Origin of the sequence: Bacillus sp. PAMC26543 (assembly GCF_014250375.1) — a bacterium.
In the GTDB taxonomy this organism is placed as follows: domain Bacteria; phylum Bacillota; class Bacilli; order Bacillales; family Bacillaceae; genus Bacillus; species Bacillus halotolerans.
Genome location: NZ_CP060193.1, coordinates 2,848,550 through 2,875,258, shown reverse-complemented (window position 1 = coordinate 2,875,258; position 26,709 = coordinate 2,848,550). Strand labels below are relative to the sequence as shown.

The 26,709-nt window shown below is 41.8% G+C and carries 32 protein-coding genes and 1 pseudogene; 20 read left to right on the top strand and 13 right to left on the bottom strand.

Annotated features, from left to right (window positions below):
• Positions 1–372: 372 nt before the first annotated feature.
• Complete coding sequence (locus tag H7F27_RS14485) at positions 373–768, bottom strand: hypothetical protein (protein ID WP_024120994.1); 396 nt, start codon at positions 766–768, stop codon at positions 373–375.
• 283 nt (positions 769–1,051) lie between these two features.
• Between H7F27_RS14485 and H7F27_RS14480 the strand changes: the two genes are divergently transcribed.
• The 7 genes from H7F27_RS14480 to H7F27_RS14450 all read left to right on the top strand — a co-directional run bounded on the left by H7F27_RS14480 (position 1,052) and on the right by H7F27_RS14450 (position 6,214).
• The gene (locus tag H7F27_RS14480; protein ID WP_024120995.1) at positions 1,052–1,492 is read left to right on the top strand and encodes a DUF805 domain-containing protein; all 441 of its coding nucleotides are present in this window, start codon (positions 1,052–1,054) and stop codon (positions 1,490–1,492) included.
• Between the two features lie 370 nt (positions 1,493–1,862).
• Positions 1,863–2,129, top strand: coding sequence for a hypothetical protein (locus tag H7F27_RS14475; RefSeq protein WP_024120997.1), 267 nt, complete (start codon positions 1,863–1,865; stop codon positions 2,127–2,129).
• A gap of 336 nt (positions 2,130–2,465) precedes the next feature.
• Positions 2,466–3,185 carry an NPP1 family protein gene (locus H7F27_RS14470; RefSeq protein ID WP_101860789.1) on the top strand — a complete coding sequence of 240 codons (720 nt, stop codon included), beginning with the start codon at positions 2,466–2,468 and terminating at the stop codon, positions 3,183–3,185.
• Positions 3,186–3,534: 349 nt separating this feature from the next.
• On the top strand, positions 3,535–4,371 hold the full coding sequence (csn, locus tag H7F27_RS14465) for a chitosanase (protein WP_095713539.1): 837 nt from the start codon (positions 3,535–3,537) through the stop codon (positions 4,369–4,371).
• Between the two features lie 497 nt (positions 4,372–4,868).
• Positions 4,869–4,991 carry a biofilm-forming protein gene (locus H7F27_RS14460; RefSeq protein WP_095713538.1) on the top strand — a complete coding sequence of 41 codons (123 nt, stop codon included), beginning with the start codon at positions 4,869–4,871 and terminating at the stop codon, positions 4,989–4,991.
• Positions 4,992–5,080: 89 nt separating this feature from the next.
• Positions 5,081–5,368: a YozQ family protein gene (locus tag H7F27_RS14455; protein ID WP_101860788.1), complete on the top strand. Its 288-nt coding sequence runs from the start codon at positions 5,081–5,083 to the stop codon at positions 5,366–5,368.
• A gap of 432 nt (positions 5,369–5,800) precedes the next feature.
• On the top strand, positions 5,801–6,214 hold the full coding sequence (locus H7F27_RS14450) for a YjdF family protein (RefSeq protein WP_024121003.1): 414 nt from the start codon (positions 5,801–5,803) through the stop codon (positions 6,212–6,214).
• 51 nt (positions 6,215–6,265) lie between these two features.
• Here H7F27_RS14450 and H7F27_RS14445 read toward each other — a convergent pair whose 3' ends face one another.
• Positions 6,266–6,772: a GNAT family N-acetyltransferase gene (locus H7F27_RS14445; RefSeq protein ID WP_024121004.1), complete on the bottom strand. Its 507-nt coding sequence runs from the start codon at positions 6,770–6,772 to the stop codon at positions 6,266–6,268.
• A 312-nt stretch (positions 6,773–7,084) separates the two neighbouring features.
• The gene (locus H7F27_RS14440; RefSeq protein WP_185848066.1) at positions 7,085–7,951 is read right to left on the bottom strand and encodes a LysR family transcriptional regulator; all 867 of its coding nucleotides are present in this window, start codon (positions 7,949–7,951) and stop codon (positions 7,085–7,087) included.
• A gap of 128 nt (positions 7,952–8,079) precedes the next feature.
• On the opposite strand from H7F27_RS14440, the gene H7F27_RS14435 reads away from it, so the two are divergent.
• The 3 genes from H7F27_RS14435 to H7F27_RS14425 all read left to right on the top strand — a co-directional run bounded on the left by H7F27_RS14435 (position 8,080) and on the right by H7F27_RS14425 (position 10,106).
• Positions 8,080–9,051: a DMT family transporter gene (locus H7F27_RS14435; protein WP_101860786.1), complete on the top strand. Its 972-nt coding sequence runs from the start codon at positions 8,080–8,082 to the stop codon at positions 9,049–9,051.
• 17 nt (positions 9,052–9,068) lie between these two features.
• Positions 9,069–9,212, top strand: a complete 144-nt coding sequence (locus tag H7F27_RS14430) for a YrzO family protein (RefSeq protein ID WP_024121008.1) — start codon at positions 9,069–9,071, stop codon at positions 9,210–9,212.
• A 126-nt stretch (positions 9,213–9,338) separates the two neighbouring features.
• The gene (locus tag H7F27_RS14425; RefSeq protein ID WP_095713534.1) at positions 9,339–10,106 is read left to right on the top strand and encodes a MerR family transcriptional regulator; all 768 of its coding nucleotides are present in this window, start codon (positions 9,339–9,341) and stop codon (positions 10,104–10,106) included.
• Between the two features lie 182 nt (positions 10,107–10,288).
• Here H7F27_RS14425 and H7F27_RS14420 read toward each other — a convergent pair whose 3' ends face one another.
• Complete coding sequence (locus H7F27_RS14420; protein ID WP_024121010.1) at positions 10,289–10,483, bottom strand: DUF4177 domain-containing protein; 195 nt, start codon at positions 10,481–10,483, stop codon at positions 10,289–10,291.
• Positions 10,484–10,809: 326 nt separating this feature from the next.
• Positions 10,810–11,118 carry a YjdJ family protein gene (locus H7F27_RS14415; protein WP_101860785.1) on the bottom strand — a complete coding sequence of 103 codons (309 nt, stop codon included), beginning with the start codon at positions 11,116–11,118 and terminating at the stop codon, positions 10,810–10,812.
• A 349-nt stretch (positions 11,119–11,467) separates the two neighbouring features.
• On the opposite strand from H7F27_RS14415, the gene H7F27_RS20925 reads away from it, so the two are divergent.
• On the top strand, positions 11,468–11,590 hold the full coding sequence (locus tag H7F27_RS20925; RefSeq protein ID WP_257963045.1) for a hypothetical protein: 123 nt from the start codon (positions 11,468–11,470) through the stop codon (positions 11,588–11,590).
• 26 nt (positions 11,591–11,616) lie between these two features.
• Here H7F27_RS20925 and cyoE read toward each other — a convergent pair whose 3' ends face one another.
• Together cyoE and H7F27_RS14400 are read right to left on the bottom strand one after the other, a co-directional pair.
• On the bottom strand, positions 11,617–12,603 hold the full coding sequence (cyoE, locus tag H7F27_RS14405; protein ID WP_101860924.1) for a heme o synthase: 987 nt from the start codon (positions 12,601–12,603) through the stop codon (positions 11,617–11,619).
• Positions 12,604–12,728: 125 nt separating this feature from the next.
• The gene (locus H7F27_RS14400; RefSeq protein WP_024121014.1) at positions 12,729–12,965 is read right to left on the bottom strand and encodes a hypothetical protein; all 237 of its coding nucleotides are present in this window, start codon (positions 12,963–12,965) and stop codon (positions 12,729–12,731) included.
• 276 nt (positions 12,966–13,241) lie between these two features.
• Between H7F27_RS14400 and H7F27_RS14395 the strand changes: the two genes are divergently transcribed.
• Positions 13,242–14,642 (top strand): polysaccharide deacetylase family protein, encoded by a 1,401-nt coding sequence (locus H7F27_RS14395; RefSeq protein ID WP_101860784.1) that lies wholly within the window; start codon positions 13,242–13,244, stop codon positions 14,640–14,642.
• A 50-nt stretch (positions 14,643–14,692) separates the two neighbouring features.
• Here H7F27_RS14395 and H7F27_RS14390 read toward each other — a convergent pair whose 3' ends face one another.
• The gene (locus tag H7F27_RS14390; RefSeq protein ID WP_059336143.1) at positions 14,693–15,166 is read right to left on the bottom strand and encodes a YjfA family protein; all 474 of its coding nucleotides are present in this window, start codon (positions 15,164–15,166) and stop codon (positions 14,693–14,695) included.
• A gap of 127 nt (positions 15,167–15,293) precedes the next feature.
• Positions 15,294–15,461: a YjfB family protein gene (locus tag H7F27_RS14385; protein ID WP_101860783.1), complete on the bottom strand. Its 168-nt coding sequence runs from the start codon at positions 15,459–15,461 to the stop codon at positions 15,294–15,296.
• 125 nt (positions 15,462–15,586) lie between these two features.
• Here H7F27_RS14385 and H7F27_RS14380 point away from each other — a divergent pair, with 125 nt between their 5' ends.
• A complete protein-coding gene (locus tag H7F27_RS14380) occupies positions 15,587–16,486 on the top strand; it encodes a DUF2268 domain-containing putative Zn-dependent protease (RefSeq protein WP_185848065.1) in 900 nt (299 codons plus the stop codon).
• Between the two features lie 14 nt (positions 16,487–16,500).
• Here H7F27_RS14380 and H7F27_RS14375 read toward each other — a convergent pair whose 3' ends face one another.
• Positions 16,501–16,893, bottom strand: a complete 393-nt coding sequence (locus H7F27_RS14375; protein WP_185848064.1) for a ribosomal maturation YjgA family protein — start codon at positions 16,891–16,893, stop codon at positions 16,501–16,503.
• A gap of 101 nt (positions 16,894–16,994) precedes the next feature.
• A complete protein-coding gene (locus tag H7F27_RS14370) occupies positions 16,995–17,561 on the bottom strand; it encodes a YjgB family protein (protein WP_101860781.1) in 567 nt (188 codons plus the stop codon).
• A 146-nt stretch (positions 17,562–17,707) separates the two neighbouring features.
• On the opposite strand from H7F27_RS14370, the gene fdhF reads away from it, so the two are divergent.
• From fdhF to H7F27_RS14350, 4 genes and pseudogenes are all read left to right on the top strand, one after another.
• Positions 17,708–20,665: a formate dehydrogenase subunit alpha gene (gene fdhF, locus H7F27_RS14365; RefSeq protein WP_101860780.1), complete on the top strand. Its 2,958-nt coding sequence runs from the start codon at positions 17,708–17,710 to the stop codon at positions 20,663–20,665.
• Positions 20,658–21,219 (top strand): annotated as a pseudogene (locus H7F27_RS14360) (DUF1641 domain-containing protein). Before fdhF ends, H7F27_RS14360 begins: the two are co-directional and overlap by 8 nt.
• A 197-nt stretch (positions 21,220–21,416) precedes the next feature.
• Positions 21,417–22,058: a DUF4352 domain-containing protein gene (locus tag H7F27_RS14355; protein ID WP_101860778.1), complete on the top strand. Its 642-nt coding sequence runs from the start codon at positions 21,417–21,419 to the stop codon at positions 22,056–22,058.
• A gap of 76 nt (positions 22,059–22,134) precedes the next feature.
• Positions 22,135–22,761 (top strand): NUDIX hydrolase, encoded by a 627-nt coding sequence (locus H7F27_RS14350; protein WP_101860923.1) that lies wholly within the window; start codon positions 22,135–22,137, stop codon positions 22,759–22,761.
• A gap of 31 nt (positions 22,762–22,792) precedes the next feature.
• Here the strand turns inward: H7F27_RS14350 and H7F27_RS14345 are convergent, their stop codons facing one another.
• On the bottom strand, positions 22,793–23,071 hold the full coding sequence (locus tag H7F27_RS14345) for a hypothetical protein (protein WP_101860777.1): 279 nt from the start codon (positions 23,069–23,071) through the stop codon (positions 22,793–22,795).
• 389 nt (positions 23,072–23,460) lie between these two features.
• Here H7F27_RS14345 and H7F27_RS14340 point away from each other — a divergent pair, with 389 nt between their 5' ends.
• The 3 genes from H7F27_RS14340 to H7F27_RS14330 all read left to right on the top strand — a co-directional run bounded on the left by H7F27_RS14340 (position 23,461) and on the right by H7F27_RS14330 (position 26,456).
• Positions 23,461–24,651: a monooxygenase YjiB gene (locus tag H7F27_RS14340; protein ID WP_095713522.1), complete on the top strand. Its 1,191-nt coding sequence runs from the start codon at positions 23,461–23,463 to the stop codon at positions 24,649–24,651.
• A 23-nt stretch (positions 24,652–24,674) separates the two neighbouring features.
• Complete coding sequence (locus H7F27_RS14335; RefSeq protein ID WP_095713521.1) at positions 24,675–25,853, top strand: macrolide family glycosyltransferase; 1,179 nt, start codon at positions 24,675–24,677, stop codon at positions 25,851–25,853.
• Between the two features lie 63 nt (positions 25,854–25,916).
• Positions 25,917–26,456 (top strand): AAA family ATPase, encoded by a 540-nt coding sequence (locus H7F27_RS14330; protein ID WP_101860776.1) that lies wholly within the window; start codon positions 25,917–25,919, stop codon positions 26,454–26,456.
• A 67-nt stretch (positions 26,457–26,523) separates the two neighbouring features.
• Here H7F27_RS14330 and H7F27_RS14325 read toward each other — a convergent pair whose 3' ends face one another.
• Positions 26,524–26,709, bottom strand: coding sequence for a DUF8096 family protein (locus tag H7F27_RS14325; RefSeq protein WP_024121027.1), 186 nt, complete (start codon positions 26,707–26,709; stop codon positions 26,524–26,526).

The following is a 26,709-nucleotide window of genomic DNA, read 5'->3' as shown; positions in this document are numbered from 1 at the left end:
AAGTTTATATGATATGGTATGGCCAAATTTACTAATAATTTATTAATAGGGCTGTTTTTGATAGCCAAATGATAAACTGTTTATGAAGATAAGTTAGGTGAAAGGATTCGGTCACAGTGAATAGACGAAGTATGTTGTAATGCCATTTGGGAACAGATGAGGACGAATAGGGGACAAACTTTTTAGTCAAAACAAAAGGTTTTATCAGAAATTCTTGTCAGAAAACCCTATAATATAAAACGTCAGTTCGTAACGGCATATAGCCCCTACCTTGACAAGGTAGAGGCCACTGGTTCGAACCCAGGCGGAATCATACACGAAAAAAACGGCAGGAAACGCTGATAAAGGCGTTCCTGCCGTTTTTGTTTTGTGTTATCTTTTCGCAATGAGATAAAGTGATATGGCTCTTTGGGTTTGAAGAGGATTATGAATCGTAATCACCCACTGGTTTCTTCGCCTCGGAAAACTGCCTATTGCATACATTGGAGCATAATCACGTGGAGTAAACCCGCCATTTATTACCTTTATATCTCTTCCTTCAAGATAACAAACAAGGTATTCACCGGGATCTATGACCTGTTGGTTAGTCCATGCGTAAGAATAAAAGCCGTCTCCGAGATCCTCGGTGGAAGATGGCGGTATAAAGCCATCTACATTCAATGTTATTTCTCTTCTTCGCTGTCTTTCTGAAAAGTCTTGATTTCTTTGCGTGTGATGAGCAGGTGGTAAGTGAGGAATTAACACAGGAACATAAAAGTAATGATACAAAGCAACCACTCCTTCGTTTACATTCATACAAAGTGTATGTTGGCGTATTTCGTTAATTCCTGTTTTGTTGTCAGTTGACTAAGAATGGAACTAAAGGAGTGAGGACAATCAGCTTGTCCATTTTTGTTTTACGACTGCCTTCATTTTTTGTATAGCAAGTTCTTTGATATTGAGGTCTTTTTGCCATTGACTAGTTTTATAGCCCTCCCTATTTTTAATCATTTTTATGATATAATGGATATGTTTTTCAGTAATTTACAGTGTCGGTAATGGAGGAAACTATATGAAATGGTATTGGAATGGCTTAAAGAACTATGTCAATTTTGAAGGGAGAGCTCGGCGAAAGGAATATTGGATGTTTCATCTCTTTAATGGCATCATTTGTTTTATTTTATTACTGCTATCATTAATACTAGTTGGATTATTAACATCAGGCCCATTGGCGGCAGAAGGATATGCCGGTTCTCAAGTAGGATATGTAATTGGATATGGCGGGGGATTACTGGCATATATTCTGATCTTTCTTTATCAGTTAGCTGTTTTTCTTCCGTCTCTTGCTCTCAGTATCCGCAGATTGCATGATATCGGCAAAAGTGGCTGGTGGATATTTATAGGCTTTATTCCGGTGGTCGGTCCTATTATTATGCTGATCTTTAACTGCCAAGATAGTGAAACAATAGAGAATCAATATGGAGCAAATCCTAAGATTATAAATGAATCGTAAATTGCGCCCCAATTGTTAGACAATGAGTTTAGCGATTGGGGTGTTTTTTATAGCCTGAAAAACTCATAAGGAAACTACATATTCAAGATAGAGAACAACTTCACCAAAGAGGGAGGAATAAATCAACCTTAGAGAATATTGTGCCAGGATATCGGCATGAATGATCTTACATTATTTGGTTTAACGTGGTTAACTGCATTTTGAATAGTTATTTATTTTTCTTCTTAACCACATCCTAAGCACCTTTGTTTATAGTTTTCGCAAAGGATTGAATTAATATGCTGATCAAGAAGACATTTAGAATGGAACGAATCAAAGTGAACTTAATGGACAAACTTATATGGATTAAAAAGAAGAGAGGAGGGTGGAAATGAGTAAAAAATGGCTGCAAATAATAACTGCGTTATGTCTATCCACTTTTATATTAATGGGCTGTAATAATGATCAAAATAATAATGATCAAGATAACAATACTCCAGATGTTGAGGAGAACGATCAAGATAATAATGGTAACAATGCGCCGGGTGTTGATGAGGACGATACGATCAATAAAGATGATGAAAAAGATAATGAGACTGATCCCGAAGATCCGGTTGAGGATAATGAAGATGCCGATAAAGATAAAAAAGATGAGTAAGGAAACAGCACATCATCATTGTTTGCAGAAGAACCGACACTTCGTGCAGAGAAGTTTTAGTATTCTTTTCTGATGCTTTCTGCTGGCGGTGCTACAGACGAAAAACGTGCTTGAAAGGCTCTAAAATGACAAAAAGCTCTGTCCTTAGCGGATGGGGCTTATTGTGTGTTTGTGACACGTTTTTGAAATGAATATGATTTACAGAATTTAAAACATAAGAAAAATTCAAATAATACTTTAGAAACAAAATGTGTGAAGTTTGTAAAAATGACATTGATTTCAACTCGAATTTTTGATAACTAATAATTGTCTATATTGTCAAAAGGAGTTGGAATCATGAACAAATTTTTCTTGGCTCTCTTTTTATCCGTTTTCGCTTCTGTCAGCATTGTTTCAACAGCAAATGCAGCAGTAATCGATCATGACAAGGTTGTCGGCTTTAAAGAGGCAGCGCCTGCCACTGTTACTCAAAAAGCGGCGAAACGTTTTCAGCCATATTTGAAGGTTTATAGCGGGTGCGTGCCTTTTCCTGCAGTCGATGCACAAGGCAATACAAGTGGAGGTTTAGAGCCTACTGGAGCGCCTGAAGGACATTGCAGCAAAAATACAGGACAAGTATATTCGCGTTCTGCTTGGTACAATGGTGTTTGGGCAATTATGTATTCCTGGTATTTTCCAAAAGATGAAGCCTCTCCAAAATTAGGTCACAGACATGACTGGGAAGGAATCGTTGTATGGATTGATAATCCAGCAAATCAACATCCAAAAGTTTTATCCATTGCATATTCCGGACACGGAAAATTCACAAATGCAGCACCAAGTGGAAGCAACATGAGAGGTCATCATCCTTTGATTGCATATGACAGCACTTGGCCGCTGAACCATGAATTACTTATGAGCGATGATGTAGTAGGCGGAACTCAACCGTTAATCGGATGGGATGATTTAACTCCTGCCGCAAGGAATGCATTACATACAACAGATTTCGGTAAAGCAAATGTTCCTATTAATGATAATAACTTTACCAGCAATTTAAAGAAAGCATGGTTTAAATAAAAACATCTTGGTATTGGGAAGAGTCCTTACAAAGAAGGATTCTTTTTTTGACTTACATGAATTCCTATTAGTTACAGTTTCTACGATAGCTGATTGGCAATGATTACTTTTAAAAATGGAACGAATGATAATAAGAGAAGTCCTTGTCGGAAAGCCTTTTCTCTCAAGAATCTCTCTGTGGTGAAAATGATGTCTGTCTTTTAAATGAGAGGATAAGGTTCAAGCCGCAATCTTCTAAGAGTAGTAATTAAGATTCAAAAAATTGACAAATCGATGTATTTTCAACAAAAGGTCAGCCCCTTCATGTATACTGAGTCCGTAATTACAATATGTAGAAAGGGGTAATAGAATGAAAATCAGTTTGGAGAAAAAAGCAGGTTTCTGGAAGAAGGCAGCGATTTCATCATTTATTTTCACCATGTTTTTTACCCTGATGATGAGTGATACGGTTTTTGCGGCCGGACTGAACAAGGATCAAAAGCGCCGGGCGGAACAGCTGACCAGTATCTTTGAAAACGGCACGACGGAAATCCAATACGGATATGTGGAACCCTTGGGTGATGGAAGAGGCTATACATGCGGACGGGCAGGCTTTACAACGGCTACCGGGGATGCATTGGAAGTAGTTGAAGTATACACAAAGGCAGTACCGAATAACAAACTGAAAAAGTATCTTCCTGAATTGCGCCGTCTGGCCGAAGAAGAAAGCGATGACATAAGCAACCTCAAGGGATTTGCTTCTGCCTGGCGTTCGCTTGGAAATGATAAAGATTTCCGTGCTGCCCAAGACAAGGTAAATGATCGCTTGTATTATCAGCCTGCCATGAAACGATCAGAGAATGCCGGATTGAAAACGGCATTGGCAAGAGCTGTGATGTACGATACAGTTATTCAGCATGGCGATGGTGATGACCCTGACTCTTTTTATGCCTTGATCAAACGCACGAACAAAAAGGCAGGCGGCTCACCTAAAGACGGAATAGATGAGAAGAAATGGTTAAATAAATTTCTGGACGTGCGTTATGACGACCTGATGAATCCAGCAGATCCGGACACCCGTGATGAGTGGAGAGAATCTGTTGCCCGTGTGGATGTGCTTCGCTCTATCGCCAAGTCGAACAACTACAATCTGAACGGACCGATCAATATCCATTCAGCAGAATACGGTGATTTCGTAATCAAATAAGCAGCGAGTGTAAAGAAACAGGCTGCACCTTTGCGTATAGACCCGCCGCCTTCATTAATATGGCGGGGTTTAAGGTATGAACCGATTGTGTAAATGTCATTACTATTACTTAGCCCTTCTCAGAGAGAAGGGCTTTTTTCAATCTAATCTGCTTTTCCGATTCAATGAAAAAAACCAGATTCACTAGCATGAATGTATCCGATCCAACGGCAGTCACATCAGCAATTAGGCTTAATACATAATTCTAGACTTGTTTTCATGCTGGCTGATCCTCTAAATAAAGAGTGTTTTTCTTACAGTAAAGGGAACAGTTTCTGTCATATTACATTCTTTAAACTTATTGTGTTGACTGAAAGATAAATTATGCTTTGGCAGATACAGAACTAATGACGAATGATTTTTTTGTTATTGGTCAAAAGGGGTGAATGAATGCCTGCTCAAAAGACAGAATAAGGGTGAAGCTGATATTCCAATGTTTTCAGAAAAGAGGTGAAAGCATGACTAAAAAAGGGATTCAAAATTCAAGTATTGAACAAATAAGAAATGATCATGAGACTGAAACAGCATTCAAGGCAGATGACCCTAAAAAACGTGGCACAGGTTCAAAGAGGACCAAATAAGTTTTGTTTCAATGGAAAGCCTAATATCAAGATAGGGCCAATTGTTTTTGGCCTGTCATATTGATTGATAAGGAATGGGAGTGGATGATGTGACTCAAAAAAATGGAGCAGACAGACCTGATGATTATAAAAGATTTTCGGAAATCGACAAGGATTTTGATTTTAATCAAAATGGCGATCCTAAGTCAGAGACATTAGGCAAGAACGAGCAAACCAATAACAAAGAAGAAGCAAACGAAAATATGGATGTTGCAGGAAGATATTTTGAACTGTCAGATTACAAAGGAACCACTCAATTGGAACAGGGTTTGGCTGAAACGCATGAACAAGTCAGTGATGACTATTTTGAGGGAACCATCGACCAAAACTTGGACTAATAATCAAGCGGAGCTGACTCGAATGAACTTGAGTTAGTTCCGTTTTTCGTACAAAGATGAAACTGGTTCGGCAGAGGCTGCTTTCATAAAGGGGCATGCAAATAATGGGATCCTCGCTTTTGCGAAACAAAAGGAAACCGTAGCTTGATATTCTATTGAAAGAAGAGAATGCAATTCTATTTAATTTTTTTCAGTCTTCTTTGGTTTCCTTGATTTTGAATAGAGAAAAAAGGTTCAAGCTGATGCATGACTTATTCTTGAAGTATGCACTCAATATCTTTTCTCTAAAGGGAAAAATTGATAAAATTTATGCGGAAGAATGAAAAAACACGATTCGGTTGGTAGTCCGAATGCATTTTTATCATGTCAGTAACCTTCCCCTCCTCGGGATGTCCGTCATTCTTTCATCATTTAAAAGAGGGGGGAATCGTTATGAAATTAACGATTTACTACAATGGTCAGTTTTGGGTAGGAGTTATTGAGGTTGTGAAAAACGGAAAACTAAAGGCCTCTCAGCATTTGTTTGGAAAAGAGCCGAAGGATTCTGAAGTATTCGATTTTGTTAATAGACAACTCTTAAAGACTCTGTCCCAGTCTGAGCAGGAAGGAGTTCGTGTAAAGGCCCAAGATCAGAAAAAGATAAATCCGAAAAGATTGCAACGTCAGGTTTCGAAGGAATTGAAACGTGCCGGAGCATCCTTAAAGGCACAGGATGCGATGAAACAAGAGTTGGAAGCGAAGAAGCAAAGGAAAAAACAAATAACGAAAGAACAAAGAGAAAAAATAAAAGAACAAAAGTATCTCATCAGAAAGCAAAAAGCTAAAAAAAAGCATAGAGGAAAATAACTTGAAAAAGCAGGCATAGAGCCTGCTTTCTTATAAGTGAAGAATATGTTTTTACACTTTAGCGTATCTCCAATGGATAAAGTCTTTTTCTTCACGGTCCAGTTTAAACCCTAACTTCTTCAAAATATGTTGTGATCCCATATTGCCATGATCACATCTTGCCGCAATACAGTTAACATTCTCTTCGCTTAATGCCCAGTTTATTAACTTTTGAGCAGCCTCAAAACAATAACCTTTACGGCGGTGACTTTTATTTGTTGCAAAACCGATTTCAACCATGCCATCCGTATCCGGGTCACCTAAAAACCCAGTTCCTCCGACAATTTCATAATCATCCTTCTTTAAAATGATCCATGAATCAAATCCTCTTGTTCCTTTATTTTTGATTAAAATCTCGCGGAAATAAGGAATTGCTTCAAAAAAATCGGAGTTTGGCCATTCCCCATTTGTTTTATAACCCAGGTCTATAATAGCCTGATGATCCAGTTTAGATGCAGCGTCTAGAAGGTTAACATCAATCGTTTTTAATAGTAACCGATCCGTTTCAAGGAGAACCATCTCTTTAGCCTCTCTTCTATTTGATATCCATACATGTGATTCTTTTTATATTCATTTACCATGAATCGAGAATTAATTGTCCTCTCTATAACAAGTTTGTCACAATGCATATTCATTATTTTCTCTCTCTATAACGTATCCGTAATATGTGCCGCACCAGAAAAATTCATGAACTTGATAACAGAAATAAACGGATGTTAAGGAGTAAAGGGGGAGCAGAGATGGTGCCTGCTCTTTATTATGAAAAGATATTTGCGGCTAACAGGAATATGCATAAGTTTGGCGGTGAGAACAAAGCAGTAGCAGACTTCCTTAAGACATACTCATACTTTGATGCTCACTAATCGTCTTCAGCAGGCTGCGCATCGAATTTGTCATGTAAGCGTCTTTGTGCCGAATAAAGATGGTTGAGATCATGCTATATTTCTCAGGCAGCGGGTGACAATAAACCTTACCTGCGGCTGAAAGATGTGTTATGGCAGATTCGGGTACGACTGTGATTCCAAGACCAAGTGCAACACTATTTAAAATGGTCTCTAGAATGTTAAACTCCAAAATTCTTTTTGGCAGTAAACCTTCATCTTTGAGCCAATGTTCCAGCCTGGAACGATATCCGCATCCTTGATTAGACACAAGGATCGGCGTCGTCATAAAATCCTCTATTTGAAACGTTTTATTTGCTGTTACTAGAGTGAGTTTTTCAGTATTGACATCATATTGTTCGAGAATGGAATGCTTAATTGGCCCTGATATAAAAGCCCCGTCTAATTCGTGGTTAGCTACCTTCTCAATAAGCTCCTCCGTTAAACCAGCCTGCAATGATAAATCAACGTTAGGATACTTTTTATAATAGGAGGCTAAGATGGGCGGCAGTATCCTCACTGTTTCCACTGTCCCGATTTTTAATATTCCCGACGGTATATCACTATCAAGAAAGACTTGTTTTAGCTCCTCAACATCTATCAAGATTTTGTTCACGTATTCAAGCATTTTTCGGCCCTCGGGATTTAATGTTACCCCTTTTTTATGCCGATTGAAAAGAGGTGTTTTGAGTTCGTTTTCTAATTGCTTAATACGTGCTGTTACATTGGATTGTACATAGCTTAATTCCTTTGCAGCGCCGGTAATACTTTTGTGATGAGCAACGCTTTGGAAAATTTGTAAGTCTCGCAGTTCCATTTAGTATCCCTCCTTCATTTAAAATATCATTATAAATGATGTTTTTCATCATTTTTATTCATTTTACATGATGTCACCCTTCTTTTTATAATTCTCATTGTCAATACAAGAAAAGGAGGGGAATGACAATGAAAAACGGTCAATTATTCATTGGTGTCCTCACATGTTTAGTAGCAAGTATGTCGTGGGGCGCAATGTTTCCAGTTGCAGATCATGCATTAGCATTTGTTGATCCATTTTATTTTTCATCTATTCGATACGGTGTTGTAGCAGTTATCTTAGTGATTTTATTATTGGTGAGGGAGGGGAAGAAATCATTTCGTCTAGAGGGTAAAGCAAAACTGCTCGTTTTTTTTGGTGTGATGGCGTTTACTGTATACAATGTTTTTATTTTTTGGGGCCAAAGATTGATGGGGGAGTCTGGAATCATGACTGCGTCTATTGCAGAGGCACTTATGCCAATCATTTCTATTTTTATCCTGTGGGGATATAAACATGTGAAACCGAAAAAATATAAGATTATATCTATTATGATTGCTTTTTTTGGAGCCGCATTCGTTATTACCAAAGGCGATATGAGTTTCTTTTATACATTGAAAGATAATCTGTTTTCGTTAACCTTTATTTTAATGGGGGTTGTGGGATGGGTAATCTATACAATGGGGGGACAGCTATTTCAAGAATGGTCTACGCTGCGTTATTCAACATTGACGTGTTTATTCGGTACAGCTGTAACAGGTATTCTAACAGCTGTGCTCACCGCTCAAGGATACGTGTCCATACCTAGTATAAATGTGATTGCTGAAATTAAGTATGACTTAATATTTATGATTACTTTACCAGGTATCGTAGCTCTCCTTAGCTGGAACTATGGTGTTAAAATTTTATCACCCATTAACGGGATTTTATTTATTAACTTTGTTCCCATTACTACATTGTTAATCATGATGATACAAGGATCTAAAATAACCACTTTTGATGTAGCAGGAACACTGCTTGTCATGACAGCGCTTATTCTAAATAACATTTTTCAGCGTAAGGAAGATAAAAATGATAAGCAGTCTTTAGAAAGTGAACAAACACAGTTGACTATCTCTTAAACGTTGGAGGATGCTATATGCTTGAAGGTTTATTGTTTTTCATTTCGGCTGGCATTGTCTGTGAACTAGCAGCAATTAATCGGAATGGCCGCAAAAATATAAAACAGCAGGAGGAGTTCAATCAACTTTTAAAAGAACTTCTTAATAGAGACATCAAATAAGTTTCGGTATATGACATGTTGCAGATAAATCATCTCCTTGAAACATTCAAGGAGATTTTTTTAAAAAAAGCTTTGACATTCACGTTACGTCAAAGTGTACGGTTAATGTATAAGGAGGGAGAAGAAATGGAATATACCGTTCAGAAGTTAGCCAAATTAGCGGGAGTCAGCACAAGAACGCTTAGGTATTATGATGAGATTAACCTTTTACAGCCAGCACGGATTAATTCATCTGGATACCGAATTTATGGGGAAAAAGAAGTCAACCAATTACAGCACATTTTATTTTATCGAGAGTTAGGCTTCCAATTAGAGGAGATAAAAAAATTAATCTTTTCCCCATCTTTTAATCGTCATAAAGCATTAAAGGATCATCATGCAGAGCTTCTAGAAGAAAGAGCCCGGATTGATAGCCTTATACAAAATGTAGAGAAAACAATTCATGCAGAGGAGAGAAACGAAAAAATGAGAGATGAAGAGAAATTTAAAGGATTTAAAAAAGAGCTTGTGGAAGAAAACGAGCGGAAATACGGAGCGGAAATACGCCAAAAGTATGGAGAAGAAGCGGTGGAAGAAACTAACCAAGAAGTGTTGAATATGACAAAGGAGCAATATGAAGAGCTGACCGCTACAGAAAAAGAAATGTTTGAAAAACTTAAAAAAGCATTTGAAGAAGGAGATCCAAAAAGTGAAGATGCCTTGAAAGCGGCGGAATTGCACAAAAAATGGCTTCTTTATCATTGGAGCGACTACAGCAAAGAAGCTCATGCAGGTCTAGGGGAGATGTATGTATCAGATGAGCGCTTTAAGCGATATTACGATCAACATGGTGAGGGATTAGCTGAATTTCTAAGACAGGTGATCTATGTGTATACTGGGAAAGTAAATGATTAAGCATCGAACTGATGCATGGACTTTATCGAGCGAGAACGAAAGCGAAGTTTGAAGCACGATTGAAAAAACTAGAGTCTTTCTTTGTCATGAAGGGTCAAAAAAGCTTACTAATTGTAAGCTTTTTATGATTTGTCATTTATAAATGTAAGTTACTCAATGGTAAGAATGCTTAGCCATAAAGACTAAGCATCTTCCACATCTCTTTCAAATATCATTTCAAAATAAGCAGCTGCTCCATACCCGTCTATACTAGGGGCGAAAATCTGAATAAACTTCCATCCTCTTTGAGCATAGTCACGAATGATTTGTTGGTAGTCTTCTTTGGGTCTTCTTCTCATGGTACTAAGTTCGACTCTAACGAATTCATACTCTTTCATCATGTGATACCTCCTGTAAGGTTATACGAAAGAGCGAGAGAAAAGTTCCGAAAGATGGAAAAACAAAAGGTGAAACCGAAAATAACCAATGAGGCAAGAACATTCAAGTTCGGATCATATAAACGCAGTTCTGATTGACCATACGAATATAGAGAAGATGTAAATCGTGCACCTAATCGTGGAATGCTTAGAAATCAAGTACGCGGAGCGAGATACGCCTTGCCATATCCTTTAGATGAACTGGCGATTAAAGAAAAAAGAGGGGGAGGATCATAACGGTGCTCCTTTTATGGTATTTCAATGGGGCATGGGAAATGACATATTCTTTACCGAGCCGTGTGGCAATCGCGAATCAGCAAAAAAAGTGATAATAACACATATAAAAACGAACAGATCATCAGTATACTTATGACCGGATAGTGTTTCGCAGAGTATATGAAAAAATCCAGCTGTGAAATTTGTTTGGGGCTGGTGATGGTGTCAATGCCGTTAAGGAGCTTTGAAAATTTGGCTGTGTAATTCCAATCGAATTGATCTGAAACAAGCTCGCTTCCTTGATACCAATTGACAGCGGCTAAAAACAGAAAAGCCATGAATGAAAATCCAAGCTGAACAACTAAAACAATCCCTTTCATCGTACGCCTCCAAATCAATGAACATGAGAAAAGCAGATCATATATAACCATAATGTAGGTGGTTGGACAATTTTTTCTTTATTCCGGATTGGGATAGCTGACAATGGAAAGGATCTCAATCTGTAATATTTCATATCTTAGAATGGAGAGCCAGTATGTATTTCATTGGAGCTTTAGTTCAGACTGGGCTGGTATTTTTTTGCTCTTTCGGCTTTTGCCGCTCTCAGCTATGTGTTATTTTGGATATTGGTGATCATATCCAGAAAGTGTGGTGTCCATGAACAAAGAAATCCTAAAATACATACTCACTATTTTTTCAATATGTGCAGCCCTCCAGGAAACCGATGATATGAGTATTGCCCATAGCTGGATTTTGACTGAAATCGTACGATTTTTGATTTGCGCGGCTGTGTTTATTATCCTGACATTTCTATTAGAGACTGTTTTCACAAACAAAAAAGAGTCACATTAATGTGTGGCTCTTTTTGCATAAAATCATCAGATTAATAACATTACAAATGAATCAATCATCATGACAAAAAACAGCAAGCAAAAATAAATGAGTGAGTAGACAAACATATCCTTTGCCCACTTTACGTCATCGTCTGTTTTGAATCCTTGCATGCTTTTTTTGATCCATATACCTCCGAGAACCAAGGCAGTTAAAAAATAAAATGGGCTTATATGGCCGGTGCCGAGAGAAAAAGGAAATAATAGCGTAACCGGCACCAGGACTGCAATATATTGAATCATTTTTACTTTCGTTACATGATTTCCTTTTACAACAGGCAAGAGCGGGACACCAGCCGCCCGATATTCCTCTTTGCGTCTTATCCCAATAGCCCAAAAATGCGGGGGCTGCCACAGAAACATAATGGCATATAACATGACGGCGGTTACACTGATTTCTCCTGTGATGGCACAATAACCCATCAGTGGCGGAGCAGCTCCCGGAAAGCTTCCGACAAACGTGCTCCATACCGAGGCCCGTTTCACCCATACTGTATAGATGATGGCATAAAAAATAAAGGCGGCCAGTCCGAGAATTGCAGTTAAAGGGTTGAGGGAATACAGCATGGCAAGACCTGCTATTCCTAAAACAGAGCCATACGTTAAGATCAAAGCAGGCGGCATTTTTCCTGTGACTGAGGCCCTGCTGCGGGTGCGCTCCATTTTTGCATCCATATGCCGATCAAAATAGTTGTTGTAGACAGTGCCGGAGGCCATGACGAACGCGGTTCCAAGCATTGCCGTTATCATTGTCATAAAAAAAGCGAGTCCTGTTAATGGTTTTTCTGAGCCCACAAATGCGATCCAAAATCCGCCGAAGGCTGCTATCGAGTTTGATACGATAATGCCGGGTTTTGCAAGCTTTATAAAATCGTAAACGGATACCCGGTTCGAGGCTTTTATGTATTTTGTTTCAGAAATCGGAGCAGAAACTCTTGAATTCTCCAAAAATAGACGCCTCCCCCAAAACTGCATGCTTTTGTTATCGTACCAAGAGGCCATCCAGATCACAATTATTTCCTGTATTTGTCATGATATTGTCAATTTTTATACAAAAAAAGGGGAGCTGGACTGCCCCCATTCTCGGTAAACACCGCCTGCTATCTGTTGTATCCTCCATATCCGCCGCCGTATCCGCCGCCGTATCCGTACCAAGGGTAGTAAGGAGGGCGCGGGTAGTAGTAAGGCGGACGCGGATAAAACGGATAAAACGGTCTTGGATAATAATAAGGCGGATAAAATGGCGGTCTAGGGCGCGGACGCGGGTAGTAATATGGCTGTCTTTCATCAAAAGGTGAAACTTGCTCAAACTGATCGTAATTAACAGGAAATTCCAAGAGGGTTACCTCCCTAGCATTTTTTATTCTGTTTACCTTATTCCTGATATGAGAAATGGGTGTATGTCCATCGACCAAATTGTTTTTTTTTATTGAGTAAATCCTCAGAAAGGGATTGACAAGAACTTCTAAATCTCCTATTATTACAAAAGTGAAATAAATGTTACTTTAATGTTACAAAAATATTTCTAATTGAGTACGAATGAGCATAAAGAACATCATCTGAATCTTTTGATGGGATATAAATCGAAGTGATTACGAAAGAAGGAGTTTGTGTTGTTGGCGAGAAGAATCAAATGGTTTCAAGTATTATTAGCAGTTGTTTGTGCGGCAGGGCTTATTGGCTTTTGCCATAATACATCAAAAAAAGAAACGGTCATGAATCAAGTGAAAACCGATTCTCAGTATGGAGATGTGGAGATCGCAACGCTTGTGAATGACGGGAAAACCTTCAATTACGCGGTCAACTACCCTGTTTTTAAAAATAAAAAAATGGATGCGGCATTAAAGAGTTTCGCAGAGAAAGAGGTTCGCCAATTTCAGAAGGAAACGAAAGATGCTGACCAGGAGCATACAAAAAAGCGCAATGAACTCAACATCGATTATGAAATTGTTCATTATGCCAAGCAGACAGCGGCAGTGGTCTTTAATGAATATAAATACATAGGCGGCGCGCATGGACAAACCGTAAAAAAAACATTTAACTTTGATTTTAGCAAGGAAGCCTTTCTTTCTATTGATGATATTTTCATAAAGGACTCTGATTATTTACAAAAGCTTTCGCTGATCGCTTATCATGAGCTTAAAAAGAATAAGGACATTGCAGCGGACGACGAATTGTTAAAAGAAGGAACTGCACCGGCAAAAGAAAATTTCAGCCGTTTTGCCGTCAAGGAAGATTATATCGAGTTTTATTTTGATACATATCAAGTCGCTGCGGGCTATCTTGGAGAGCAGTCGATTGCGATTAAGAAAAATCTTTTAAAAGATATATTGAAAGAACAATATATTGATAAAGCGAAAAACAAAAATAAAATCAAAGAACAAAAACCGAAGCACGAAGTCATTTCATTACCTAAAGAAGAAACAGTTGATCCGAATAAAAAAGTCATTGCGCTTACTTTCGACGACGGCCCGAATCCTGCGACAACAAATCAGATTCTGGACTCCTTGAAGAAATATGAAGGGCATGCAACGTTTTTTGTGCTGGGCAGCAGGGTTCAATATTATCCGGAAACGTTAAAAAGAATGCTGAAAGAAGGAAATGAAGTGGGGAACCACTCATGGAGCCATCCGCTTCTCACAAGGCTTTCAGTGAAAGAGGCTGTAAAGCAGATCAATGACACGCAGGACATGATTGAAAAAATAAGCGGGTATCGTCCGACGCTTGTGCGTCCTCCATATGGCGGCATTAATGATGAACTGCGCAGCAAGCTGAAAATGGATGTCGCGTTATGGGACATTGATCCGGAAGATTGGAAAGACCGAAATAAAAATACAATTGTCAACCGAGTCATGAGCCACGCGGCTGACGGAAAGACGATTTTAATTCACGACATTTACGGCACTTCTGCTGATGCGGCCGATGAGATTATCAAAAGACTGACCGATCAAGGCTATCAATTGGTGACGGTCACTCAGCTTGAAGAGGTAAAAAAACAAAGGGAAGCTAAATAAATGTGGAAAGGCTGTCGCGGGAAATGCCCGTTGGACAGCCTTTTTTCTTTTTAATAAGAGCCTGTGGTTGCCCATACATTCAGGTTGGGGCCTGAATATTTACCGAAAGCGTAGGAGGTTCTCGGGTCTAAGTCATAGACCATAGGCGTATAACAAGATTTTTGGCCTGCCACCGCTTTGCCATTGCCGCCTGCAGAGTCACAGTTATATCTCTTTTTGTCTGTGTTCCGGGTTATTTCCGCGTTTGCTTCATAGCCTGTTGTCAAGGTGTTGTTCATCGTTATTTTTGCCCATGCCGTTTTGCATGTACTGCTGAACTTGAGCTCGACGACTCCGATGACTTGATTGTTTGCGTTCACTAAGTTAGAAGATTTTTTTGTGGCGGCGCTGGACGCACAATCATTGTAATAAGGGCTTTTTCCATCGTAGGCATGTGTTTCCGCATGAGCGGGTGCTCCCTTGATGGCAAAAATAAATACGAATGCGAACAACACCAAAGACACCTTTTTAACCATTCTTTTCATCTCTTCCTGACCTCCTTAAAATGACAAACAATAAATCATACGGAGGAAAGGCCAAAACATGCATGCTTTTTTGTGAAAGATAAAGGCGGCCGGGAGGATGGAGTTCTTGGCCGCCTGGGGTGTGGAGCTAAGCTTTCAGGTCAATTTTATGTCCGAGTGTCGGATGCTGAATCAGCTTAAGGGTTTGGTCAGCATTTTGCTGGGCAGTGTCCAGCATCTTTTTCGTTAAAGCGATATTAACATTTTGCGCCAGATTTGCTTGATGCATGGCAACTGATAATGCAGGAATATCCATTGCTACACCTCCTATGCCTTACCTATCGGCGGCCGGCTTTGATTTTATAGGGCAGAAAGGCTTAATTTTTTCTGTTGACCTTTACGCTGCGGCATACCGTATATTTTTCGTGAGGAGGGATTAGGATGAATATCGTAATAGAACAGACCTTTCAGCAATATGAAAAGCTGTTTTCGATGGAAGAACACGAAAGAGAGGACGAGTTTCGGTATACGATGATGGGACCGTTTGAAAAAATGTGGAGCGCCATACAGGTTCCCCTAAAAGCGAAGACACCAAATGGATATGATGTGATCATGGCTGTAAAGATGCTTGGTTATTTGGATGTGTGTAATGCTGAACCCGGACAGACAGCATTAAGAAAACTGCAGCAATTGCATATTGCCGAGACTGCTGAATCTGCGCTGCAGCAGTGTATACATTTTGCCGAGCGTGAAAAGCTGCGAGTAAATGCGGAAGAAATGAGGTTCGGGCTTTACATTGCTGATCCAAGCAAGCTGAAGCTGCAAAAAGGGTATTGCGGGTTTGGGGGAATTCCAGGCTTTATTCACGTTTGGATGTATCCGAACAGCTATAACCTTCTTAGGATTTCATCGATGATTGCCCATGAATTTCACCATAATCTGCGGTTTTCGTATTTTGATTTTCACCGAGGTTCTGTGTCAGTCGGGGATTATCTTGTCATTGAAGGGCTGGCTGAGTCATTTGCGCGGGAGCTCTTTGGCGAAGAACAATTAGGTCCTTGGGTTACTCGCTTTGATCGGGACGATTTGCAATATTCCATTGAAGTCATAAAAGAGGTGATTGATGTAAAAGGCTTTTCGGAGGTGAGCCGTTACATGTTTGGAGATCAAATAGCGAAAGCGCAAGGCTTTGAGCCGGCGGGATTATCTGCTTTTGCCGGATATGCGGTTGGATATCACGCTGTTCAGTCTTTTATGAATAAACACCGGGTCGATATAAAGGAGGCCACACTCTTGGATACAGAGACGATTCTGTCTCAGTGCGGGCTGTTCTCGACATAAGAAAAAGCGTCACGTCAGCGGCGCTTTTTGATGTTTTGATGGATCAGCTCTATGAGTGTGCAGGTGACAATTCCCATCGTATAAGCTATGATATCGCTCCATAAAAATCCGTACCCCAGCACGAGGCCGCCGAGCGAAGTGCCCCTGGTCCGGTCGATCCACTCAGCATGGTACAGCTGGCTGCATTCGATAATAACGCAAAATGAAAGGCTGATAATGCCTGTTGTGATGGTTTTCATCGTATGAAACAGAAAGCCGCAGCCCGTAAAAATCATTGCGGCCCACAGTGCATCTCCGAGATAGGCATTGACGATATCCGGGAGAAAACAGGAGAACGCTCTTGACCCCAGTCCCAACCCAATGATGAGGATTGTAAAGGCCGCATATATGAACCGGTTCCTTCTCATGAATGATTGATACCTCTTCCCGCATTTTCCCTCCCATGTATTGTAAGGAATCCATCCTCACTTTGTCCATAAAAAAAGCGGCTGAACAGCCGCAGGTACTTTTATCTTGCTCTTAGATTGACATGGTCGGCTGTCTGGTCTTTCCCAATGACGAAATGGAGCTCATAAGGGCCTGTATCATAGATATAGTCGATTTCATCCGTGAATGGGACGGTTAAAATTCGGTCGGCGGGGCCAATTTGACCGCTCAGCACATCCGGTGTAACCCCTCCAAGATTCAGACGGCGTTCTACTCCGGTTCCAAAGTAACGGATTTCTGAAATGGTCATGTCTTTGTTATAGGAAAAGCCGTAGCCGGGATTTCCCATATTCCAGCTGTATAGATCAAACATATTGTTTCCTCCAGCCGGTCTTTCCGGTTCTCCCATCTTGGCATGGACATCCCCTTTTGTGCTTTTGTTAATCGTAAGACCTTGTACCTGCTGCGGCATTTCACCTGTAAAAGCGGTGTTATAAAGATTTTTTACAAGCTCAGCGGATGATGAGGTTGTTTCTTCAGCAGGCGGATTTGCCTGAGCGGCAGCTTTTGCCGGAATTGCCGTCCCGAAGCCAAAAACAGTGCCTGACAGTGCTGCCGCCGCTGTTAATGCGGAAATGGTTTTCTTCATGGTTATCCCTCCCTTTTTGTCTATCATGACGTTTCCCGATGTTCGTGCATTAAAACATTTGTATGCGCTCTGTATGTTTTAATCAGCACATGTAAGGGAACTGAAATGGGTAATTCGGTATATAAACGCAAGAAAGGGGAATGGAGATGGCGGACACAAAAAAAGTAACCATAAACGGCGTTGAGATGGAGACAGCCGGAGACCAGACGGTGCTGCAGCTTTTGAATAACAGTTCAATCGAAGTGCCGCAAGTATGCTATCATCCGAGCCTTGGGCCGATAGAAACATGTGATACGTGTATTGTCAGCATCAATGGTGAGCTGAAGAGATCGTGCTCTGCTGAAATAAAGGATGGCGATGTCATTGATACGCTTTCGTCTGACGTGAAAAAGGCACAGGTCATCGGGATGGATAAAATCTTATATAATCATGAGCTTTACTGTACAGTTTGCGATTACAACAATGGAGGATGCGAAATACATAATACGGTGAAGGAAATGAAAATCAATCACCAAAGCATCCCGTTTGATCAAAAGCCTTATCATAAGGATGAATCCCATCCGTTTTACCGTTATGATCCTGATCAATGTATTTTGTGCGGCCGCTGTGTCGAAGCATGCCAAGACGTACAGGTGACAGAAACACTGACGATTGACTGGGAGCGGGAACGCCCGCGCGTCATTTGGGATCATGACGTGCCGATTAACGAGTCGTCATGTGTGTCGTGCGGCCATTGCTCAACCGTATGTCCGTGCAACGCGATGATGGAAAAAGGAATGGAAGGGGAAGCCGGATATTTAACAGGCATCAATAACGAATCACTGCGCCCGATGATCGAGATTACGAAAGGCGTAGAGACAGGATACGGCTCGATTCTCGCCATTTCTGACATGGAATCTGCCATGCGTGATGAACGAATCAAAAAAACCAAAACCGTCTGCACCTATTGCGGTGTCGGCTGCAGTTTTGATGTTTGGACTAAGGGCAGAGATATTCTGAAAGTGGAGCCGCAGGAGGAGGCGCCTGCCAATGGCATTTCCACTTGTGTAAAAGGCAAGTTCGGCTGGGATTTTGTAAACAGTGAGGAGCGTCTGACAAAACCGCTCATCCGCGAAGGCGACCATTTCCGGGAAGCAGAGTGGGAGGAAGCCTTAACACTGATCGCAAGCAAGTTCACTGAATTGAAAGAAGAATGTGGCCCTGACTCACTTGCTTTTATCACGTCGTCTAAATGTACGAATGAAGAATCCTACCTGATGCAAAAGTTGGCCAGAGGGGTTATCGGCACAAATAATGTGGATAACTGCTCGCGCTATTGCCAGTCTCCGGCTACTGCCGGACTGTTCCGGACAGTTGGATATGGCGGTGACTCAGGATCGATTACAGATATCGCCCAGGCAGATCTAGTTTTGATTATCGGTTCGAACACGTCAGAGTCGCACCCGGTATTATCTACCCGCATTAAACGGGCTCACAAGCTGAGAGGGCAGAAGGTCATCGTGGCCGATATCAGAAAACACGAAATGGCTGAGCGTTCTGATCTATTTGTCCAGCCGCGTGCCGGATCAGATATCGTCTGGCTGAATGCCATCGCCAAATATCTGATTGAAAGCGGCAAGGCTGATGAACGCTTTTTGCAGGAAAGGGTCAACGGCCGGGATGAATACGTGAAAAGCCTTGCGCCGTACACACTTGAATATGCAGAGGAGAAAACCGGAATTGATAAACAAACCCTGATTCAAATGGCTGAAATGATTCATGAGGCTGACAGTGTGTGCGCGTTGTGGGCCATGGGTGTGACCCAGCACATTGGAGGCAGCGATACAAGCACTGCGATTTCAAATTTGCTGCTTGTCACAGGTAACTACGGAAAACCGGGTGCGGGTTCTTATCCATTACGCGGCCATAACAACGTCCAGGGAGCAAGTGACTTCGGAAGCATGCCTGATAGCCTGCCGGGCTATGAAAAAGTGAAGGATGAACAAGTCCGCAAGAAATACGAACAAGCCTGGGGTGTGCAGCTGCCGAAGGAGCCGGGCATGACCAACCATGAAATGATTGAAAAAATCCATTCCGGCCAGCTGAAAGCGATGTATGTAAAAGGGGAGGAAATGGGTCTTGTCGACTCAAATATCAATCATGTGCACGCCGCATATGAAAAGCTTGATTTCTTTGTTGTGCAGGACATTTTCCTATCTCGGACGGCAGAATTTGCAGATGTTGTTCTTCCTGCGAGCCCGAGCCTTGAAAAAGAAGGCACCTTTACAAATACTGAACGCCGTATTCAGCGTTTAGACCAGGTATTTGAACCTCTGGGTGAATCAAAGCCGGACTGGCAGATTATTATGGAGATAGCGAATAAGCTTGGGGCCAATTGGAATTATGAGCATCCTTCCGACATAATGGAAGAAGCTGCAATGCTGTCACCAATTTATGCAGGAGTAACCTATGAACGTCTTGAGGGCTACAATTCCCTGCAATGGCCTGTTCGTGCTGATGGGAAGGATTCGCCTTTACTCTTTACAGAGCGTTTTCCTTTCCCGGACGGCAAAGCGATTCTTTATCCGGTTCAATGGACTGAGCCCGAGGAGTTCGGTGAAGAATATGATATCCATGTAAATAACGGCAGGCTCTTGGAGCATTTCCACGAAGGAAACCTGACGTATAAATCAAAAGGCATTTCTGAAAAAACGCCGCATGTATTCTTAGAAATTTCTCCAGAGCTTGCGGCAGAACGGGGGATTCAGGACGGGACCTTTGTCAGACTCACATCGCCTTTTGGAAATGTGAAGGTGAAATGCCTGATCACCGATCGTGTCAAAGGGAAGGAAGTGTATCTGCCAATGAACGATTCTGGGGAAGCGGCGATTAACCTGTTAACAGGCAGCCACGCAGACAAGGATACCGACACGCCTGCTTACAAAGAAACATCAGCGAAGATGGAAATCTTGAAGCAGGATGGAATCAATCCGCTGCCTAAAATCAATCACCGCAACGGAAATCCGCAGCCGCAAATTGGTGTGCAGGTTCATAAGAAATGGGCGCGGAAGGACTACATTTTCCCTGGCGACGCAGTGAAAAGGGGGCTTGGGCACAATGGCTAAAGCGATTAAACGCATTCAGAAAGTACAGGTGACCGAAGAAGATCAGCGCAAACGTGATTTAGAAGAAATCGAAGATGCCTTAGTCGACAACAAAGAAGCCATTCTGGAGACGCTGCAAATGCTTAGGCACATGAACGATCGGGGCGTACTGCCTTTGCTCCGCGGTCTTTTTGGCCAAGGTGATAAAGTCCTTGACATCCTAGTGAAAAAGGCAGATACAGAGGAAACGGCCAATATGCTTAAAAACCTGCTTCTCCTGTTTGGAACGCTTGGCATGCTGGATGTCAAACAGCTGGAGCCGCTCATTTTGAAAGTGAATGCCGGTGTGGCGAACGCGGTAGAACAGAAGAACAGCGAAGAGAAAACAGGTTATTTTGATATCATCCGTTCGCTTAAAGACCCGGAAATCAACAAAGCGGTTACGCTGCTGTTCTCCTTTTTAAAAGGAATGGGACAAGATACAAAGGAGCTGGAACGCACAACTCAGCCTCCGGAACATCAAAAGCATCATCAGGAACCCCCGAAAGAAAAGGGGAATGGATAAGCGAGATTGACACCCGCCCGAGCCGGCTGATGCCAGCTCGGGTTTTTTTGATGAAAAGGTCTAATGGACTAGTAAAAAATATTCATATTCTAGGAATGAGTAAGTTTGTAACGAATGAAATAGAAAAAAATGATGCTTTCTTACCTGTTAATAAAAGGAAAAATCTGATTATAATAGAAAACGATTACTTTAGATGGGGGAACGATCATGAAAAAAGTCTTATTGTTATTATTTGTCTTGACGATCGGGTTTGCACTTTCTGCGTGCAGCCAATCAAGCGATGCGTCTGAAAAGGAAAAGCCGAAAGAAAAAAAATCGCAAGAAGAGCTTGAAAAGGAACTTGATAAGGAACTGAAAAAAGGCGGTGAGCCGAAGATTAAAAAAGATGATCAAATACATAAAATAGGAGAAACGTTTAAAGCGGGACATACGAATTTTACAGTGAATAAAGTTGATAGAGTACAAAAAGGTGAATATTCGGAATTTGGGGGAGCTGTAGACTCGAAGCTAAAAACAATAAAAGATGATGAGGAACGGCTCATTATAGAAGTTACGATAGAAAACATAGGGAAAGATTCAATGCAATACAATTTTCTCGGGTTAGACTTAAAAGACAAGAAAAATCAATCAGTCCAGCCGGTTTTTTCAATAGAAGAGAAGGGCAGGATCCTGATGACAGGAACACTGACATCAGGGAAAAAGGTTACAGGTGTACTCAGTTATGTCATCCCTAAAGGAGAACAGAAACATTACACACTGGTATATAATCCGTTTTTAGCTGATACAAATAGCAGTAATACTGAAGAGAGAGTAAAGGACGATATTGATTATTTGGTGAAATTAGATTAGAACTTGATTTACAGCTGCACGTTTTTCATTAGTGAAACGTGCATTTTTTATAGAGAAAAATAACTTGAAAGGACGAGTGATAAACGTGCAAACCAAATGGCTGGAACGGGCCCAGCGGATTCAGGCGATCGCACAGGCGGGGCTTGCTTTTTCCAAGGATGTGTATGACAGGGAAAGGTACGAAGAGCTGATGAAGCTCAGCGCAGAGATGATGGCGGATTACTCGGAGAAGGACATTGAAGTCATCACTGATTTATGGAAAGGCGAGAAAGGCTATCCGACACCGAAGGCGGATGTTCGCGGCGCGGTATTTCGAGAGAATCGCATATTGCTTGTCCGGGAGAAGCATGACGAGCTGTGGTCACTCCCAGGCGGGTTTTGTGAAATTGGTTTATCACCCGCTGAAAATGTGATCAAGGAAATCAAAGAAGAGTCGGGTTACGATACAGTGCCTTCTCGATTACTGGCCGTGCTGGACAGCCATAAGCATCCTCACCCCCCTCAGCCTTATCATTACTATAAGATCTTCATTGAATGCAGCATAACGGGCGGGCAGCAGAAAACCGGAATTGAGACGAACCATGCCGCTTTTTTTCCGGAAGACAGGCTCCCTCCGCTTTCTCCAAAACGAAACACACAGTCACAGCTCAGTATGCTTTTTGACTTTCAGCGTCATCCGGATAAAAAAACTGTATTGGATTAAACAAAAAAGAGCCGGAGGCTCTTTTTTGTTTTTACAGGGCAATATGTTTTTCGCTGGCTAGCTTCAAAAGGGTTAGTACCGAATCGGCTTGTTTATGGCCGAGCTTTTGTTTTAGTTTGCTTTCTTCCACTAAACGGCTTCCATATATATCGACAGAGGCTTTGTCGACGACAGTATGCCAGTTTTCCTGTTTTTTTCCCTCAACGAGCGGTTTTGAATGTCTCTCAGAAAAAGAGAACACAAACAATACAAATGCAAGTGAAAGTACGATGCCGACAACTAGTTTTTTACGGTTGATCTGTGATGTCATTTGTTCTCTCCTTCACCATTTTACTTTCTATTTAATCATATCTTCAGCATGCTTTACATAATGGAAAAGTCATCTTTTAGAGTAGTGCTTACGTTGCGGATGAGGGCGACGTGTGAGATTTTCATAAGCTATTGATTGCGTTTCTAAAATCGATGAGCATGCCTAAGGTCACGTTGTGAACCAAATTGGGTGTGCGTAATAGAAAAAAATTGAAAGATTATGGTAAGATGAACAACATTCGAGGGGGATTATATGATGCCTGCACCGGCATCTTGAAGACCTGCCTGCTGTTTCAGACGACAAAATGGATGTCCCTCTCTTTTTCGATAGCAGGAGGTGGTGAAGTTCGTCAATTGCTGAATCTTTTCTTTCATGGGGAGGGGAAACGCATGAATGTGGTAAATCGGCGACAAGCTTTGCAGCGTGCACTGATGAACGGAAAAAATAAACAGGATGCTTATCATCCGTTTCCGTGGTACGAATCGATGAGAAAGGAAGCTCCTGTTACCTATGATGAAGACAATCAAGTATGGAGTGTTTTTCTTTATGATGATGTCAAAAAAGTGATTGGGGATAAAGAGCTTTTCTCCAGTTATATGCCGGAGCAGACAAGTTCTATCGGGAATTCGATCATTAATATGGACCCGCCAAGACACACGCAAATCCGTTCTGTTGTCAATAGAGCGTTTACACCGCGTGTCATGAAGCAGTGGGAACCAAGAATTCAAGACATCGCAGATGATCTGATACATCGTTTTCATGGACGAAGCGAGTTTGATTTGGTTCAGGATTTCTCATATCCGCTTCCTGTCATTGTGATATCTGAGCTTTTAGGCGTTCCTTCAGAGCATATGGATGCGTTTAAGACATGGTCTGATATTTTGGTGAGCACACCAAGAGATGGAAGTGAGGAAGCGGAGAAAGCCTTTCTGAAAGAGCGGAACAAGTGCGAGGAAGAGCTAGCCGCGTTTTTTGCCGGCATCATAGAAGAAAAACGGAAGAAACCGGAACAGGACATCATCTCCATTTTAATTAAAGCGGAAGAAACCGGTGAGAAGCTTTCCGGAGAAGAGCTGATTCCGTTTTGTACATTGCTGCTGGTGGCGGGAAATGAAACGACAACGAACTTGATTTCAAACGCGATGTACAGCATTTTAGACACGCCGGGCGTTTATGACGAATTGCGGCGGCATCCAGAGCTGATGCCTCAGGCGGTGGAAGAAGCTCTGCGTTTCAGGGCGCCTGCACCTGTTTTGCGGCGAATTGCCAAGAGGGATACGGAGATTGGTGGCCATCAGATGAAAGAAGGCGACATGGTGTTAGCGTTTGTGGCGTCTGCAAATCGTGATGAAGCGAAGTTTGACAGGGCGCACATGTTTGATATTCACCGCCATCCCAATCCGCATATTGCGTTTGGCCACGGCATTCATTTTTGTCTTGGGGCTCCGCTTGCACGGCTTGAAGCAGCCATCGCGTTAACGGCATTGACTCAAACGTTTTCTCGTATGGAGCCGGTCAGTATCACCCCGATTGAAAATAGCGTGATTTACGGACTAAAGAGTTTTCGCGTCAACATATAATATGAAAATTGGAGGCTGAAATGATGAGACAGCATCATATCTCAATTATTAATATCCCGGCATACGGACATGTGAATCCCACTCTTGCGTTAGTGGAGAAGCTTTGTGAAAAAGGGCACCGTGTCACTTATGCGACGACTGAGGAATTCGCGCCTGCGGTGAAGCAAGCCGGGGCAAGCCCGCTTTTATATCAAACTACGATTAACGTGGAACCGGAACGCATTAAGGAAATGATAGAGAAAAATGAAACACCGATTAGCATTTTAAAAGAATCGCTCGAAATCTTGCCTCAGCTTGAAGAATTATATCAAAATGACCAGCCTGATCTTATCGTTTATGATTTTATCGCATTTGCGGGAAAATTGTTTGCTGATAAGCTGAATGTGCCGGCCATCAGGCTCTGTTCTTCCTATGCGCAAAATGAATCCTTCCAGCTTGGAAGTGAAGAGATGCTCAAGCAACTCAAACAAGCGGAGGCCGATTTCCAGGTTTACCTTGAGAAAGAAAACTTACCGGCTGTCTCATTTGAACACTTGGCTATACCGGAAGCGTTAAATATTGTCTTTATGCCGAAGTCTTTTCAGATTAAAAACGAAACCTTTGATGAGCGATTCTGCTTTGTCGGCCCTTCACTTGGAAAACGAGGTGAACAAGAGAGCCTGCTGCCGGAAACAGGAAATCGTCCGCTCATGCTGATTTCATTGGGAACCGCTTTTAACGCATGGCCGGAATTTTATCGTATGTGTATAGATGCATTTCGGAATTCCGACTGGCATGTTGTGATGTCAACAGGGATATCAATTGAACCTGACAGTCTAGGTGACATTCCTGACAACTTTACAGTACGCCAGCGCGTTCCGCAGTTGGATATCTTAGCGAAAGCCGATCTGTTTGTTTCTCACGGGGGAATGAACAGTACGATGGAGGCAATGAATGCGGGGGTACCGCTTGTTGTGATTCCGCAAATGTATGAGCAGGAGCTCACTGCCCGGCGTGTTGATGAATTAGGCCTCGGCGTCTATTTGCCGAAAGAAGAGGTCAGCGTCTCCCGTTTGCAGAAGGCAGTTCAGGACGTATCCGGAGATAAAGAAATGCTCAGCCGCGTAAAAGACATGCAGAAAGACGTAAAAGAAGCAGGCGGAGCGGAGAAGGCAGCCGCGGAAATTGAAGCCTTCATAAAAAAGTCTGTCGTTCCGCAATAACATATTTGCACCCGAAATCTGCTGAGATTTCGGTTTTTCTTCTTTTAAAAAGGATGGGATGCAATGAGTAAAGAAAACGCCGTCTATCTGATTACAGGGGTGATGGCAGCGGGAAAGTCCACAGTTGCCCAGCTTCTTTCTGAGCGTTTAGACAAGAGCGTTCATGTCAGGGGAGATGTATTTAGAAAAATGATTGTAAACGGCGAAATGCAAATGTCAGACACTCCTTCAGCTGAGGCGCTGGAACAGTTGCGTCTTCGCTACCGGCTAACGGCTAACGTATCGGATATGTATGCTGAAGCGGGGTTTCATACGGTGGTGCAGGATGTGATCATCGGACCTATGTTAGAAGAAATGGTGAAGTTGATCAGTTATCGTCCATTGTATGTGATCGTGTTGGCACCCCGAGCTGACATAATAGCCGCAAGAGAATCAGCACGCAAGAAAAAAGGATATGGAGATATCAGCATTGAATCTCTCGATGCCGTCTTGCAGTCAGAAACACCGCGTCTTGGCCTGTGGCTGGATTCGTCAGAGATGACGCCGGAAGAGACGGTGGGAATGATATACAAAGGGCTGGAGACTGCAGCGAAAATAAAATAATGAATCCCGCTTTCTCCAGCTTGTTCTCGGGAGCAGAGGCTAACCCCTGACCCGCGAACACCATCTATTAAATATTCTTTTTCATCCCGCATCTCCGGCATTCTCTCAAAAATTTTCCGCCTTTTACGGAGCTTTTAAAAAGCGTATAGTTACAATTATCACAGCGTCCGCTATGGACGTCGGGATATTCGTTGAATTCATAAATAACCGATGTGTCGTAGCCTTTTGTTTCGTATTCTTCTTTTGTTTCCAT

Bases quoted from the DNA above. Each gene is read 5' to 3' on its own strand.
- H7F27_RS14480 (WP_024120995.1), top strand. From the start codon at position 1,052: ATGAAATGGTATTGGAATGGCTTAAAGAACTATGTCAATTTTGAAGGG.
- H7F27_RS14475 (WP_024120997.1), top strand. From the start codon at position 1,863: ATGAGTAAAAAATGGCTGCAAATAATAACTGCGTTATGTCTATCCACT.
- H7F27_RS14470 (WP_101860789.1), top strand. From the start codon at position 2,466: ATGAACAAATTTTTCTTGGCTCTCTTTTTATCCGTTTTCGCTTCTGTC.
- csn (WP_095713539.1), top strand. From the start codon at position 3,535: ATGAAAATCAGTTTGGAGAAAAAAGCAGGTTTCTGGAAGAAGGCAGCG.
- H7F27_RS14460 (WP_095713538.1), top strand. From the start codon at position 4,869: ATGACTAAAAAAGGGATTCAAAATTCAAGTATTGAACAAATAAGAAAT.
- H7F27_RS14450 (WP_024121003.1), top strand. From the start codon at position 5,801: ATGAAATTAACGATTTACTACAATGGTCAGTTTTGGGTAGGAGTTATT.
- H7F27_RS14445 (WP_024121004.1), bottom strand. From the start codon at position 6,772: ATGGTTCTCCTTGAAACGGATCGGTTACTATTAAAAACGATTGATGTT.
- H7F27_RS14440 (WP_185848066.1), bottom strand. From the start codon at position 7,951: ATGGAACTGCGAGACTTACAAATTTTCCAAAGCGTTGCTCATCACAAA.
- H7F27_RS14435 (WP_101860786.1), top strand. From the start codon at position 8,080: ATGAAAAACGGTCAATTATTCATTGGTGTCCTCACATGTTTAGTAGCA.
- H7F27_RS14430 (WP_024121008.1), top strand. From the start codon at position 9,069: ATGCTTGAAGGTTTATTGTTTTTCATTTCGGCTGGCATTGTCTGTGAA.
- H7F27_RS14425 (WP_095713534.1), top strand. From the start codon at position 9,339: ATGGAATATACCGTTCAGAAGTTAGCCAAATTAGCGGGAGTCAGCACA.
- H7F27_RS14420 (WP_024121010.1), bottom strand. From the start codon at position 10,483: ATGAAAGAGTATGAATTCGTTAGAGTCGAACTTAGTACCATGAGAAGA.
- H7F27_RS14415 (WP_101860785.1), bottom strand. From the start codon at position 11,118: ATGAAAGGGATTGTTTTAGTTGTTCAGCTTGGATTTTCATTCATGGCT.
- H7F27_RS20925 (WP_257963045.1), top strand. From the start codon at position 11,468: ATGAGTATTGCCCATAGCTGGATTTTGACTGAAATCGTACGATTTTTG.
- cyoE (WP_101860924.1), bottom strand. From the start codon at position 12,603: ATGCAGTTTTGGGGGAGGCGTCTATTTTTGGAGAATTCAAGAGTTTCT.
- H7F27_RS14390 (WP_059336143.1), bottom strand. From the start codon at position 15,166: ATGAAAAGAATGGTTAAAAAGGTGTCTTTGGTGTTGTTCGCATTCGTA.
- H7F27_RS14385 (WP_101860783.1), bottom strand. From the start codon at position 15,461: ATGGATATTCCTGCATTATCAGTTGCCATGCATCAAGCAAATCTGGCG.
- H7F27_RS14380 (WP_185848065.1), top strand. From the start codon at position 15,587: ATGAATATCGTAATAGAACAGACCTTTCAGCAATATGAAAAGCTGTTT.
- H7F27_RS14375 (WP_185848064.1), bottom strand. From the start codon at position 16,893: ATGAGAAGGAACCGGTTCATATATGCGGCCTTTACAATCCTCATCATT.
- H7F27_RS14370 (WP_101860781.1), bottom strand. From the start codon at position 17,561: ATGAAGAAAACCATTTCCGCATTAACAGCGGCGGCAGCACTGTCAGGC.
- fdhF (WP_101860780.1), top strand. From the start codon at position 17,708: ATGGCGGACACAAAAAAAGTAACCATAAACGGCGTTGAGATGGAGACA.
- H7F27_RS14355 (WP_101860778.1), top strand. From the start codon at position 21,417: ATGAAAAAAGTCTTATTGTTATTATTTGTCTTGACGATCGGGTTTGCA.
- H7F27_RS14345 (WP_101860777.1), bottom strand. From the start codon at position 23,071: ATGACATCACAGATCAACCGTAAAAAACTAGTTGTCGGCATCGTACTT.
- H7F27_RS14340 (WP_095713522.1), top strand. From the start codon at position 23,461: ATGAATGTGGTAAATCGGCGACAAGCTTTGCAGCGTGCACTGATGAAC.
- H7F27_RS14335 (WP_095713521.1), top strand. From the start codon at position 24,675: ATGAGACAGCATCATATCTCAATTATTAATATCCCGGCATACGGACAT.
- H7F27_RS14330 (WP_101860776.1), top strand. From the start codon at position 25,917: ATGAGTAAAGAAAACGCCGTCTATCTGATTACAGGGGTGATGGCAGCG.
- H7F27_RS14325 (WP_024121027.1), bottom strand. From the start codon at position 26,709: ATGGAAACAAAAGAAGAATACGAAACAAAAGGCTACGACACATCGGTT.